Source organism: Mesorhizobium sp. M0626 (assembly GCF_040320665.1).
Taxonomy (GTDB): Bacteria; Pseudomonadota; Alphaproteobacteria; order Rhizobiales; family Rhizobiaceae; genus Mesorhizobium.
The window spans coordinates 155,789-168,377 of record NZ_JAMYQD010000005.1 but is presented as its reverse complement, the minus strand read 5'-3'; the positions used below and the strand labels follow the sequence as shown (position 1 = coordinate 168,377).

Annotated in this window: 12 protein-coding genes; 8 read left to right on the top strand and 4 right to left on the bottom strand. The window is 62.4% G+C overall.

Annotation, left to right across the window (positions count from 1 at the left end; genetic code table 11):
• Positions 1-163: 163 nt before the first annotated feature.
• Complete coding sequence (locus tag NKI37_RS07975) at positions 164-1,663, top strand: peptidoglycan DD-metalloendopeptidase family protein (protein WP_023753361.1); 1,500 nt, start codon at positions 164-166, stop codon at positions 1,661-1,663.
• Between the two features lie 100 nt (positions 1,664-1,763).
• Here NKI37_RS07975 and NKI37_RS07970 read toward each other — a convergent pair whose 3' ends face one another.
• Positions 1,764-2,639, bottom strand: a complete 876-nt coding sequence (locus tag NKI37_RS07970; protein ID WP_023688224.1) for an ATP-binding protein — start codon at positions 2,637-2,639, stop codon at positions 1,764-1,766.
• 271 nt (positions 2,640-2,910) lie between these two features.
• On the opposite strand from NKI37_RS07970, the gene yajC reads away from it, so the two are divergent.
• The 5 genes from yajC (at position 2,911) to NKI37_RS07945 (ending at position 8,323) form a co-directional block, all read left to right on the top strand.
• Positions 2,911-3,258 carry a preprotein translocase subunit YajC gene (gene yajC, locus NKI37_RS07965; RefSeq protein ID WP_023667680.1) on the top strand — a complete coding sequence of 116 codons (348 nt, stop codon included), beginning with the start codon at positions 2,911-2,913 and terminating at the stop codon, positions 3,256-3,258.
• A 54-nt stretch (positions 3,259-3,312) separates the two neighbouring features.
• Positions 3,313-4,308, top strand: a complete 996-nt coding sequence (locus tag NKI37_RS07960; RefSeq protein ID WP_352787248.1) for a SecDF P1 head subdomain-containing protein — start codon at positions 3,313-3,315, stop codon at positions 4,306-4,308.
• A gap of 217 nt (positions 4,309-4,525) precedes the next feature.
• The gene (gene secDF, locus NKI37_RS07955) at positions 4,526-7,078 is read left to right on the top strand and encodes a protein translocase subunit SecDF (RefSeq protein WP_023667677.1); all 2,553 of its coding nucleotides are present in this window, start codon (positions 4,526-4,528) and stop codon (positions 7,076-7,078) included.
• 11 nt (positions 7,079-7,089) lie between these two features.
• Positions 7,090-7,479, top strand: coding sequence for an Mth938-like domain-containing protein (locus NKI37_RS07950; RefSeq protein WP_023688226.1), 390 nt, complete (start codon positions 7,090-7,092; stop codon positions 7,477-7,479).
• Between the two features lie 25 nt (positions 7,480-7,504).
• Positions 7,505-8,323: a phytoene/squalene synthase family protein gene (locus NKI37_RS07945; protein WP_502896292.1), complete on the top strand. Its 819-nt coding sequence runs from the start codon at positions 7,505-7,507 to the stop codon at positions 8,321-8,323.
• Between the two features lie 36 nt (positions 8,324-8,359).
• On the opposite strand, the gene trmFO is transcribed toward NKI37_RS07945, so the two are convergent.
• The 3 genes from trmFO to NKI37_RS07930 all read right to left on the bottom strand — a co-directional run bounded on the left by trmFO (position 8,360) and on the right by NKI37_RS07930 (position 10,624).
• Positions 8,360-9,772 (bottom strand): methylenetetrahydrofolate--tRNA-(uracil(54)-C(5))-methyltransferase (FADH(2)-oxidizing) TrmFO, encoded by a 1,413-nt coding sequence (gene trmFO / locus NKI37_RS07940; RefSeq protein ID WP_352444123.1) that lies wholly within the window; start codon positions 9,770-9,772, stop codon positions 8,360-8,362.
• 516 nt (positions 9,773-10,288) lie between these two features.
• Positions 10,289-10,432: a DUF1127 domain-containing protein gene (locus tag NKI37_RS07935; RefSeq protein WP_023667673.1), complete on the bottom strand. Its 144-nt coding sequence runs from the start codon at positions 10,430-10,432 to the stop codon at positions 10,289-10,291.
• Positions 10,433-10,483: 51 nt separating this feature from the next.
• Positions 10,484-10,624 carry a DUF1127 domain-containing protein gene (locus NKI37_RS07930; protein WP_006335194.1) on the bottom strand — a complete coding sequence of 47 codons (141 nt, stop codon included), beginning with the start codon at positions 10,622-10,624 and terminating at the stop codon, positions 10,484-10,486.
• 234 nt (positions 10,625-10,858) lie between these two features.
• On the opposite strand from NKI37_RS07930, the gene NKI37_RS07925 reads away from it, so the two are divergent.
• Positions 10,859-11,971, top strand: a complete 1,113-nt coding sequence (locus tag NKI37_RS07925; protein ID WP_023735292.1) for a DUF2157 domain-containing protein — start codon at positions 10,859-10,861, stop codon at positions 11,969-11,971.
• A complete protein-coding gene (locus tag NKI37_RS07920; RefSeq protein ID WP_023697610.1) occupies positions 11,968-12,549 on the top strand; it encodes a GDYXXLXY domain-containing protein in 582 nt (193 codons plus the stop codon). Before NKI37_RS07925 ends, NKI37_RS07920 begins: the two co-directional genes overlap by 4 nt.
• Positions 12,550-12,589: the final 40 nt, after the last annotated feature.

Below are 12,589 nucleotides of genomic sequence, written 5' to 3'. Positions count from 1 at the left end.
CCTGTCATTTTCGACTCGGCCTGACCTGAATCTCAACGCACCTTCGGCGCGTTCGAAAATGTTTTAAGAAAATTTGCGTCTGATTCTATGGGGTTAACCCGCCAGTAACATTAACGCGCTTTAATCATGACCAGTGTGTACCGGGTCTGTGCGGGTTAGTGCGATGCAATTCAGTGTTTTGAAGGCAAACGGGCGTACTCTGTCGCGGGGCTGCGCTGTCCTCATGCTAGCCGGAGTGGCGGCGGGGTGTAGCTCCCAAGTCTCGCGGTTCAACGGTGTCGACGACGTCTTCACCTCCTCGACCAACAATCAGCGCGCCATCATCGACAAGCAGAGCACCGCTCAGCCCTATCCGGGCGATGTGGCGGCCGAGCCGATCGCTGCGGCACCTGTCGATGGCAGCCATAACCAGTCGGTCAGCCGCTCCAGCCTGGAGCCGGTCACCGTCCAGCAGCTGCCGCCGCCGAGCGCGCCCAAAGCTGCTCCGATGCGTACCGCTTCCGCGCCGGCGCTTGCACCGGCACCGCATGTCGACAGAACGACTACCGGCACCGTCCAGCCGGCGAGGCCGTTCAAGAATGCCGGTGACTCCGATCCGAAACCAGTTGCGGCTGGTACGCCGCATGCGACCGAGATCGTGGTCAGCGACGGCGAGACCATTTCCGGCATCGCTCATCGCTATCATGTGCCCGCCGACGTGATCATGAAGGTCAACGGCTTGAGCGCCACCAAGGGGCTGAAGACCGGTCAGAAACTGGTCATCCCGGCCTATGCCTATTCAAGCAAGGGGGCAGAGCCGAAACTTGCCGACGGCAAGCCGGCAAACAGCCCCAAGGCGCCAGCGCCGGAAAAGGTCGCCGTGCTGCCGCAGCAGCCGAAACTCAAGGACGGCAAGTCCGCCGCGCAGGTTGACGCTTCGGCAGCGAACAAGCCGAAGACCGACAAGCCGGCGCAGACGGCCTCGGCCGCGCCAAAGGCCGGCGCGGGCACCTACACGGTCCAGTCGGGCGACACCATGTCCTCCATCGCCAGGAAGACCGGCGTTGGCGTCGTGGCGCTGAAGCAGGCGAACGGCATGCAGGACGGCCTGCTCAAGATCGGCCAGACGCTGAAGGTTCCGGCAGGTGGCACCGCAACGGTCGCCAGCGCCAAGCCGGCCAAAGTTGATCCGGTGACGACCGCGACCACCCAACCGGCGGCAAAGCCGACGGAGACACTCGCCACCTACACGCCGCCGAAGAAGGACGCCAAGGTTATCCAGCAGGCCGAGGACGACGATGCTGTTGCGCCCGATGCCACCGGCATCGGCAAGATGCGTTGGCCGGTGCGTGGCCGCGTCATCTCCAATTTTGGTGGCGGCAAGGATGGTGTCGACATCGCCGTGCCTGAGGGGACGCCGGTCAAGGCGGCCGAAAACGGCGTGGTCATCTATGCCGGCGACGGCCTCAAGGAATTCGGCAATACGGTTCTGGTGCGCCACGAAAACGGGCTGGTCACCGTCTATGGTCACGCCAGGTCGATCGAGGTGCAGCGCGGCCAGAAGGTCAAGCGCGGCCAGGAAATCGCGCTGTCGGGCATGAGCGGGACCACCGACTCGCCGAAACTGCACTTCGAAGTGCGCAAGAACTCGGCCCCGGTCGACCCCTCTGGCTATCTCGAATAGAACAATAAACGTTTTGCAGGCCGTCTGACCTCCAGTCCGGCCCGCCGGCTCAGCCCGCTCCGCAAGGGGCGGGCTTTTTCAGTGACCTGACGGAAATCAATCAGTCGTTCAGCGGCTTGCCGAGCCGGCCGGCCAGATCCTGGGTGAACTGCCAGGCGACGCGGCCCGAGCGGCTGCCGCGCGTCGTTGCCCATTCCAGCGCCTCGGCGCGCAGCTGCTCCGGGTCGATAGTGAGCCCGTGATGGCTGGCATAGCTGTTGACCATGTCGAGATATTCGTCCTGCGAACATTTGTGGAAGCCGAGCCACAGGCCGAAACGGTCGGACAGCGAAACCTTTTCCTCGACCGCCTCGGACGGGTTGATGGCGGTCGAGCGCTCATTGTCGATCATGTCGCGCGGCAACAGGTGCCGGCGGTTCGACGTGGCGTAGAAGATGACATTGGCCGGGCGGCCCTCGACGCCGCCTTCAAGGGCTGCCTTCAGCGACTTGTAGGAGGTGTCGTCATGGTCGAAGGAGAGGTCGTCGCAAAACAGGATGAAGCGAAACGGCGCCGCCTTCAGCAGGCCCATCAGCCTGGGCAGCGTGTCGATATCCTCGCGATGGATCTCGATCAGCTTGAGCGGCAGGTCGGATTTGGCCTGGGCGTTGATCTGCGCATGCACGGCCTTGACCAGCGAGGATTTGCCCATGCCGCGCGCACCCCACAACAACACATTGTTGGCGGCATGGCCGGCGGCGAAACGTTCCGTGTTTTCGACCAGAATGTCGCGCACGCGGTCGACGCCGCGGATCAGGCCGATGTCGACGCGGTTGACCTTGCGCACCGGCTCGAGATAGCCGGGGTCGGCCTGCCAGACGAAGCAATCGGCAACCGCAAGATCGGTTTGCGGCACCGGCGGCGGGGCGAGGCGGGTGACCGCCTCGATCAGGCGGTCGAGCTTTTGGTTCAGGGCCTCGATGGTGCTGTCGGTCATGTCTCGTCTTTTATGTTTCCGCACGAACGTGCGTAGGGGCCGAAATCGTCTTGATCCGGGCGAGATAGAAACTGGTTTCAAGCTTTTGTTTGGGCATGATCTTTTGCGAAAACCACGCCCGTATTCCGGGAGCATGCTCTAACACGGGTCAACCGGCCGGAAAAGCAGCTGAAAGCCCGGCCGCGCAGTTGCATTGGTAACTTTACCCACTATATTCCGGCCAAATTTGGCGAGGCCGCCCTACGGCCTTCTTCGTAACCAGGAGTTCTTGATGTTCGTCACACCGGCATACGCCCAAGCTACCGGAACTCCGCTTGGTCCGTTCGGGGATATCGGCATGATACTCCCGTTCGTTCTGATCTTCGTGATCATGTATTTCCTCATCATCCGGCCGCAGCGCGCCCAGTTGAAGAAGCGCCAGGAGATGATCTCGGCCGTGCGCCGTGGCGACACGGTCATCACCGGCGGCGGCTTCGTCGGCAAGGTGACCAAGGTGATCGACGACAATGAGCTTGAGATCGACCTTGGCGGCGGCACCAAGGTGACGGCGCTGCGCTCGACGATCGCCGATGTTCGGGTCAAGGGCGAGCCGGTGGCCAACCAGAACGCCAAGAAGTAAGCCAGTTTCCCAAGCGGAGCGATCCGCGGGCAGAGCTCTGACAAAAGACGGCGTATGGTCCATTTTTCGCGCCTGAAAATGATCCTGATCTGGCTTGCTATGGCCACAATGCTCGTCGACGCGCCCAGTCTTCACGCTGCCGGCGCGGACGTGCTGCTTCGATTGGACGCGACCGATGTGATCGATCGCCGGTTGGAGGCGACGCGTGACGAAATCAGGACGCTGCTGCGCGATGCAAGGATCGGCTATACTGGTCTTGCTAAGTCGGGTCGGGCCGTTCAGGTGCATATCACCGACGCCGCTCAGGTCGGCGCGGCCAAGATGGAATTGGAGGCGGTGACTGATCCTGTCCTTGGCAGCGCTGGTCCGGTCCAGGAAGTGATCCTGGATGATACCGGAGCAGCGTTGCTCAAGTTCACGGTAACAGACACAGGTATCAAGTATCGGATGTCGATCGCGCTTGCGCAGTCGATCGTGGTCATTAAGAATCGCCTGCGTGATCTTGGTGTAGCCGACCCAGTAGTGCGGCCAGAGGGCGAAGACGGTATGCTGGTCCGGACCTCGGGCGTTGCGGATTTGCAAAGGCTGAGGAGAATTCTCACCCGAACCGGAATGCTGACTTTTCAGTGGGTTGATGAGTCGATGCCGGTCGCTGATGCGATCAATGGCCGGACGCCCGCTGGCTCGGTGGTGGTTTATTCGAAGGACGATCCACCGGTTCCCTATCTGGTTGAGAGCCGAACGATCGTTTCCAGTGACGACATTGTCAATGCTCAGGCGACTCCCAACTCCGTCACAAATGAGCCGGCGGTTTCGTTCACCTTCGATTCCAGGGCAACGGCACGCGTTGCGCAGGCGACCTCGCAGAATGTCGGCAAGCTATTTGCGATGATCCTCGACAACCAAGTGCTTTCGGTGCCAGTCGTCCGCGAGCCAATTCTTAACGGCCGCGGCCAGATATCGGGCAACCTTACAAAGGAGAACGCCGATGATCTGGCCTTGCTTTTGCGTTCCGGACCGATGCCTGCACAATTGAAAATAGTCGAGTAGCGCACGATAGCGCCCGGCGGTGATCAGAATTAGAATGGAACCGACAGAGGCGATTGACGCCGAAACCGCTGCCGGCGGCAGCGCCAAATTGACCTCAGCGCGCTCGACAATCGGCGAAGTGCGGGTTAAGGGCGAGCCGGTGGCAAATAAGAACGCCAAGAAATAACCGAATTGTCGGCGGAACGATCCGCCAGTACGCCCTGACGGACAACGCCATATGCTGTATTTTTCGCGCCTGAAGATGATCCTGATCTGGATCGCCGTGGCCGTCACATTCATCCTTGCCGCGCCAAATCTCTTCCCGGCCAGCACATTGGCGCAATTGCCCAACTGGGTGCCGAAGCGGCAGATGACGCTTGGTCTCGATCTGCAGGGCGGTTCGCACATCCTCTTGCAGATGGACCAGAACGACCTGGTCAAGGCGCAGCTGGAAACGACGCGCGACGAGATCCGCACGCTGCTGCGCGATGCCAAGGTGGGCTATACCGGCCTTGGCGGCACCGGCAGGACCGTACAAGTGCGCATCACCGATCCAACCCAGATCGATGCCGCCAAGGCGGCGCTTAAGCCGCTGACCGATCCGGTCGCCGCCGGCCTGTTCACCGGTGGCTCCATCCAGGAGATGTCCCTGGATGATTCCGAAGCCGGGCTGCTCAAATTCACCGTCACCGACGCCGGCATCAAATACCGCACCTCGGCCGCATTGGCGCAGTCGATCGAAGTCGTCGAGCGTCGCGTCAACGAACTCGGCACCACCGAGCCGATCGTGCAGCGGCAGGGCGACGACCGTGTACTCGTCCAGGTGCCGGGCCTGCAGGATCCGCAAAGGCTGAAGGAGATCATCGGCCAGACCGCCAAGATGACCTTCCAGATGGTCGATACCTCGATGTCGGTGCAGGATGCGCTGAACGGCCGCCCGCCGGCAGGCTCCTCGGTGCTTTATTCGCAGGACGATCCGCCGGTTCCGTATCTGGTGGAAAATCGCGTCATCGTGTCCGGTGAAGATCTTGCCAAGGCGACGGCAACCTATGATTCCCGAAACAACGAGCCGGTGGTTTCGTTCGTCTTCAACTCGCGCGGTGCGACACGATTCGGCCAGGCGACGCAGCAGAATGTCGGCAAGCCGTTCGCCATCATCCTCGACAATCAGGTGATTTCGGCGCCGGTGATCCGCGAACCGATCCTCGGCGGCAGCGGCCAGATCTCAGGCAATTTCACCGCCGAAAGCGCCAACGACCTCGCCGTGCTCCTGCGCGCCGGCGCGCTGCCGGCAAAGCTGACCGTGATCGAAGAACGCACCGTCGGCCCGGGCCTCGGCCAGGATTCGATCCATGCCGGCAAGGTCGCCGGCATCATCGGCTCCATTCTCGTCGTCGCCTTCATGTTCGTCGCCTACGGACTTCTCGGCTTCCTCGCCAACATTGCGCTCGCCGTGCACGTGGCGATGATCGTCGGGGTCTTGTCGCTGCTTGGCGCGACACTGACCTTGCCCGGCATTGCCGGTATCGTGCTGACCATCGGCATGGCGGTCGATTCCAACGTGCTGATCTATGAGCGTATCCGAGAGGAGCGACGGGCCGGCCGTTCGGTCATCCAGTCGATCGACACAGGCTTCACCAAGGCGTTGGCGACCATCGTGGATTCCAACGTGACGTCGCTGATTGCCACGGTCGTGCTGTTCTATCTCGGCACCGGACCGGTCAAGGGCTTCGCCATCACCTATGCCATCGGCATTTTGACCACGGTGTTCACCGCCTTCACCTTCACCCGTCTGCTGGTGTCGATCTGGCTGCGCCGTGCGCGTCCGAAGGAATTGCCGCGTGCGCCGGTGACCTTCGTTCCGGCCGGCACGAAAATCCCGTTCATGGGCATCCGCCGCTGGACGTTCGCACTGTCCAGCCTGCTGTCGATCGCGTCGGTTATCGGATTCCTGACCATCGACATCAACTACGGCATCGACTTCAAGGGCGGCTCGATCATCGAGGTGCAGTCCAAGCAAGGCGACGCCGATATTGGCGATATCAGAAGCCGGCTGTCGGAGCTCAATATCGGTGAAGTGCAGGTCCAGCAATTCGGCGCGCCGAATGACGTGCTGATCCGCGTTGGCACCCAGGATGGCGGTGAGAACGCCGAGCAGACCGTCATCGACAAGGTGCGCGGCGAGCTCCAGGACAATTACGATTTTCGCCGCGTCGAGGTGGTGGGCCCGACGGTTTCGGGCGAGCTGGCCAAGCAAGGCACGATCGCCATGATCATCGCGCTGATCGGCATCCTGGTCTATGTCTGGTTCCGCTTCGAATGGCAGTTCGCGGTCGGCGCGATCGTGGCGACGGTGCACGATGTGGTGATGACGCTGGGCTTCTTCGTCATCACCGGGCTCGAATTCAACCAGTCTTCGCTGGCTGCGATCCTGACCATTATCGGCTATTCGCTCAATGACACGATCGTCGTCTATGACCGTGTTCGAGAAGATTTGCGAAAATACAAACGAATGCCGCTCCCGCAATTGTTGAACAACGCCATCAACGAGACGCTTTCGAGAACGACGCTGACTTCGGTGACGACCATCCTGGCGCTGCTGGCGCTCGTGTTGTTCGGCGGCGAGGTGATCCGCTCGTTCACCATGGCGATGCTGTTCGGCGTCGTCTTCGGCACCTATTCGTCGATCTTCATCGCAGCGCCCTTGCTGATCCTGTTCAGGCTCAGGCCGCAGGGAGCGAGCGCCGATGAGGAGAAGCCGGTTGGTGGCGGCAAGGCCATGGCGACCTGACGGCCGCGCTGGTGGCAAAAGGCATCGTCATTCGCGAGGCGCATTTCCCCGGACGGGCGCCGATCGAAGCCTACGGCAATGGCGGCTTCCGCTTCGCCGACATGTCGCATCGCGGCTCGCTTCTTTGCCTGCCCTCCGGCATCCATGGCTGGGAGCCGGCCGATCCGCTGGCCCTGACGGCGGCGGATTTCGACCTGCTGCTGGCTGAGGCCGGCAAGGTCGAGATCCTGCTGGTCGGCACAGGCAAGGATTTGCGGCCCTTGCCGACAGCACTTCGGGCGGCGCTGAAAGCGGCTGGCATTGGCTCCGACCCGATGTCGACGGGGGCAGCGGTGCGGACCTACAATGTTCTGCTTGCCGAAGACCGCGCCGTGGCCGCGGCGCTGATCGCCGTCGACTGACGTGACCGATACAGCTGACATCGTCATGGAGACGGTGCGCGCCGGCGACCATGACCGCTATGTCAGCGCACTCTATGCACCGGCCAACAAGCGCGCGGCGCTGTTTTCGCTTTACGCCTTCAATGCCGAGATTGCGTCTGTCCGAGACCGCATCCACGAGGCATTGCCGGGCGAAGTGAGGCTGCAATGGTGGCGCGATGTCATCGCTGCTGAAGCCGCAGCCACAGGCAACCCGCTCGCCGATGCGCTGAAGGCGACGATTTCTGCCCATGGCCTGCCCAAAACTGCCTTCGACAACATGCTCGAGGCCCGCATCTTCGACCTCTATGACGATCCGATGCCGTCGCGCACCGATCTCGAGGGATATTGCGGCGAGACGGCGGCCGCGCTGATCCAGCTGGCGGCGATGGTGCTCGATCCCAATCAGGCGCCGCGCTTTGCCGAACTGGCGGGCAGGGCCGGCTGCGCCCAGGCGATGACCGGCCTGTTGCTGCTGTTGCCGCTGCATCGCCGACGCGGGCAATGCTTCGTGCCGGCGGATATCCTTGCAGCGGCCGGCTCGTCGCGGGAGGAGTTCGTCAGCGGCGACGGCGGCCCCGGCGCTCAGCGCGCGGTGGCTGCGATGATTGCATTGGCGCAGGAGCATCTCCGCGCTTTCGAGCAAGGGGCGTCCGCACTTCCGGAAACGCTGCGTCCGGCGTTCCTGCCGCTGGCGCTGACCAGCGCCTATCTCGGCAAGATGGCCAATGGCCGCTCGCCGCTTGGTGGCGCAGCCCGGCTTTCGGCTCTGCGCCGGCATTGGCTGTTGCTCAGGCGCGCAACGCGGGGTTGGCCAGCGAGTTAACGTAAACGTCAATCGCGTTAGGACTCTGAGACTTGGCTATTCAGCAGCTTCCGATGTTTGCGCCGGCAGCCCTAGCCACTCCCGACAATCTGCCCGCGCGCGTGAGGTGATCGCGTGGCGCTTGGCCACCGTCTTGTCCTTGCCGCGCAGGCGTTTGCCTTCGGTCTTCGGTGCTTCCACCGGCGGGAACAGGCCGAAATTGACGTTCATCGGCTGGAACGAGCGTTTGCCCGGCTCGTCGTCGGAAACGATGTGGCCGCCGGTGATGTGGTTGAGCAAGGCGCCGAAGGCGGTGGTGAGCGGTGGCAGCGATGGCGCGTGGCCGAGCCGCTCGGCGGCGGCGAAGCGGCCGGCGAGCAGGCCGATCGCCGCGCTCTCGACATAGCCCTCGCAGCCGGTGATCTGGCCGGCAAAGCGCAGGCCCGGCCGCGACTTCAGCTGCAGCGAGGCGTCGAGCAAGGTCGGCGAATTGATGTAGGTGTTGCGGTGCAGGCCGCCGAGACGGGCGAACTCGGCGTTTTCCAGGCCCGGAATGGTGCGGAAGACGCGCACCTGCTCGGCATGCTTCAGCTTGGTCTGGAAACCGACCATGTTGTAGAGCGTGCCCAGCGCATTGTCCTGGCGCAGCTGCACCACGGCATAGGCTTTTACCGTCGGATTGTGGGCATTGGTCAGCCCCATCGGCTTCATCGGCCCGTAGCGCAGCGTCTCGACGCCGCGCTCGGCCATGATTTCGATCGGCAGGCAGCCGTCGAAATAGGGCGTGCCTTCCCACTGCTTGAATTCGGTCTTCTGGCCGTCGACCAGCGCCTGTACGAAGGCGAGATACTGGTCCTTGTCCATCGGGCAATTGATGTAGTCCTTGCCGGTGCCGCCGGGCCCAACCTTGTCGTAGCGCGACTGGAACCAGCAGGTGTCCATGTCGATCGTGTCGAAATGGATGATCGGGGCAATCGCGTCGAAGAAGGCCAGTGCGTCGGCGCCGGTCGCCTCGGCGATCGACTGGGCGAGCGAAGGTGCGGTCAGCGGGCCGGTGGCGATGATCGCCTGGTCCCATTCCGCTGGCGGCAGGCCCGGCACTTCCTCGCGCTCGATGGTGATCAGCGGGTGCGCTTCGAGCCTTTTCGTCACCGCGTCGGAGAAGCCGTCGCGATCGACGGCCAGCGCGCCGCCGGCCGGCACCTGGTTGGCGTCGCCGGCGCTCATGATCAGCGAGCCGGCCAGTCGCATTTCGGCATGCAGCAGGCCGACGGCATTGTTCTCGGCATCGTCGGAGCGGAAGGAATTGGAACAGACGAGTTCGGCCAGCCCATCGGTCTTGTGCGCATCGGTGCCGCGCACCGGGCGCATCTCATGCAAAATGACGGGAACGCCGGCTTGTGCTGCCTGCCATGCGGCTTCGGAGCCGGCGAGGCCGCCGCCGACGATGTGGATAGGATTTTTGCTCATGAGCGCCGGAATAATCGCTTGGCGCGCCGTTTGCAATTGGCCGGTGCGAGCGTGGGTCATTGTCGTGCAACGACGGAGCTCGACTTTCTTATGTCCGCAGCGACGGTCTGATGGCGGCGTAAAGCGCCTCGATCGACTGCATGCGCAATTGAAAAGCCTGCCCAAAAACAACAACACCCGCCGCGGGAGGAGGTGCGGCGGGTGTCGTTTTTGGGGCCGATCCTCGGGAGGAGGTGGGGATCGGCCGTATTCGCCATCGCCGGGGAGGAGGTCGGCTTTGACGAAATTCTTTTCGCCGGATCGAGGGAGGCGAAATCCCTGGAAGACGAACTGCGTTCACTTTGAAGACGAACTAGCGTTCGCTTCGGAAAGACGAACTGCGTTCGCTTTGGAAACAGCGCCCGCCGCGGGAGGAGGTGCGGCGGGCGCCGTTTTGGTGGTCAACCCTCGGGAGGAGGTGAAGGCTGACCGTATCCGTCAGGGTCGGGGAGGAGGTCGACCCTGGCGAAATTCTGGTTAGATCGTCGCCCTGCGGGCGATGATCTTGATCTCGTCACGGACGATGCCGAGATCATGGAGCTGACGGTTCGAAAGGCGACCCAGCTCGGTAACGGTGTCGCGGTAAACGCGCCAGTTACGATAGTTGCGGATCAGGTTCATTGTCGTTCTCTTTTTCAAAACTGGTTCGGACCATTTGCGATCCGAAGAGGATTAGACCGCCTTGCGGGCGACGTAGTGGATGTCGCTGCGGCTGATGCCGAGGTCGGTCAGTTCACGGTTCGACAGGCGGCTCAGCTCGGAGACGGTGTCCCGGTAGCGGCGCCAGTTGCGGTAGTTGCGGATCAGGTTCATGGTAGTGCTCGTTTCGTCTTTCTTCGGATCATTCCGTTTGTGTACGAACAGTAAATAGGCTGGGTTATATCGATTTAAAAGTGCTGTTGGCGCATGGCAGCAATGCAAATTGTGCAATGCAACATTAACGCGCATTCACGCTTCGTCATGAAGAAACCCGAATCGGAAAATGACGTTGCGTCAACGATTTGAGCGGATCGGCTGTCAGAAAGACCAATCTGGGGGAGAAGCGGCATGGCGAGCTATTCGTCGCGGGCGAGGGCCGATATCGGGCGGTGGCTGCAGGCTGGCCTGATCGACGCGAAGACGGCCGATGCGCTTAAGCGCGACATCGACTCAAACGAGCGCAAATCGCTGAGCTTCGGCACTATATTGGCCATGATGGCGGCGCTGCTGTTCGGCGCCGCGATCCTGCTCTTCGTCGCCGCCAACTGGGACGCCATCCCGCGGCTGGTGCGGGTTGCGGCACTGTTTGCCGTCATTCTCGCCGGCTATGTCGGCGGCGCGGTGTTGAAGATGCGCGACCATGCGGCGATCGGCGAGGCGCTGTGGATCGTGGCCGCCGCGGCCTTCGGCGGATCGATCGCGCTGATCGGCCAGATGTACCATCTCACGGGTGACGAAGCCTCGGCCATCGTCACCTGGGGCATCGGCACGGCATTTGCCGCGGTGGCGTTGCGCTCGAACCCGCTGACGGTCGCTGCCGTCGGCATATCCGTTGCCTGGCTGTTCGTGCGCGCATTCGACTTTTATGACCGCCCCGTATTTCCGGATTTCTTCGTTATCATGGCGCCGGTGCTTTTTGTCGTCTCGTTGTGGACGCGCAGCCAGCCGGCACGCCACCTGATCATTCTCTCGGTCATTTTCTATATCGCGGTGCGCGGCCTGGACCAGAACACGCTCGCCCTGGCTATTCCTCTCGTCGTGGTGTCGGCGCTGCTGTTTGCGGTTTCGATCTTCGCCGCCGGGCCGGCCGACCGGACCTTGCAGCTCGGCGGGCGGCTGCCTTTGCACGCCTTGATCGGCTTTCTCACCGGGCTGGCGATGATGCAGATCGAACTGGGCGATGACAACGCCTTCAGCAACGGCTTTGCCATTGCGTCGGTCATCGCACTGGCCGGCATTGCCGCGGCGATCATGCTGGGCGGGCGCGAGAGCAGGGGGCTGCGCTGGGTTGCCTATGCCGGCTTTGCCTTCGAACTTGCCATTATCTACGTCGTGACCTTGCAGACGATGCTCGGCACGGCCGGCTTCTTCCTGGCTGCCGCGGTGCTTTTCGGCACCCTGGCTCTCGTCATCATCCGGGTGGAAAAACGCATGAAGGCCCCGGAAGGAGCGGCAGCATGATGTCGGGAAAGAAACTTGTCATCTCGGCGCTGGTCCTGGCGCTCGTCCAGATCGGCTTCCTGAGCTGGATCATCGCCGGCCGCGCGGCGATCCTGCGCAACGGCAAGGAGGTCTTGCTGAAAGTCGAGCCGGTCGATCCGCGCGATCTGCTGCGCGGCGACTATATTATCCTCGGCTATGAAATATCGCGCTTGCCGGTGAAGCTGATCGCCAACATCCCGGCCGGCCAGCTCGTGAGCGAGAACACGCCGATCGTGGTCCGGCTGAAGCCGGGTGCCGACGGCTATTGGCATGCGACCACGGCCTGGTTCGGCAAGGCTCCGACGCCGGCGACCGCCGACGAAGCCGATATTGTCGGCCAGGTCGCGCCGGGCTGGACGCTTGATCCTGAATCCACGATCGCACCGCAATACGGCATCGACCGCTTCTACCTACCTGAGGGCCAGGGCATGGCGATCCAGAACGACATGCGGGTGCGGCCATTCGGCGTGCGCATCGCGCTCGCCGCCAGTGGCCAGGCACAGATCAAGGCGCTGATGGACGGCGACAAGACATTGTTTGAGGAACCGCTCTACTAGAAGACATTACCCAGGGCATGGATTTCGGCAACGATCGATC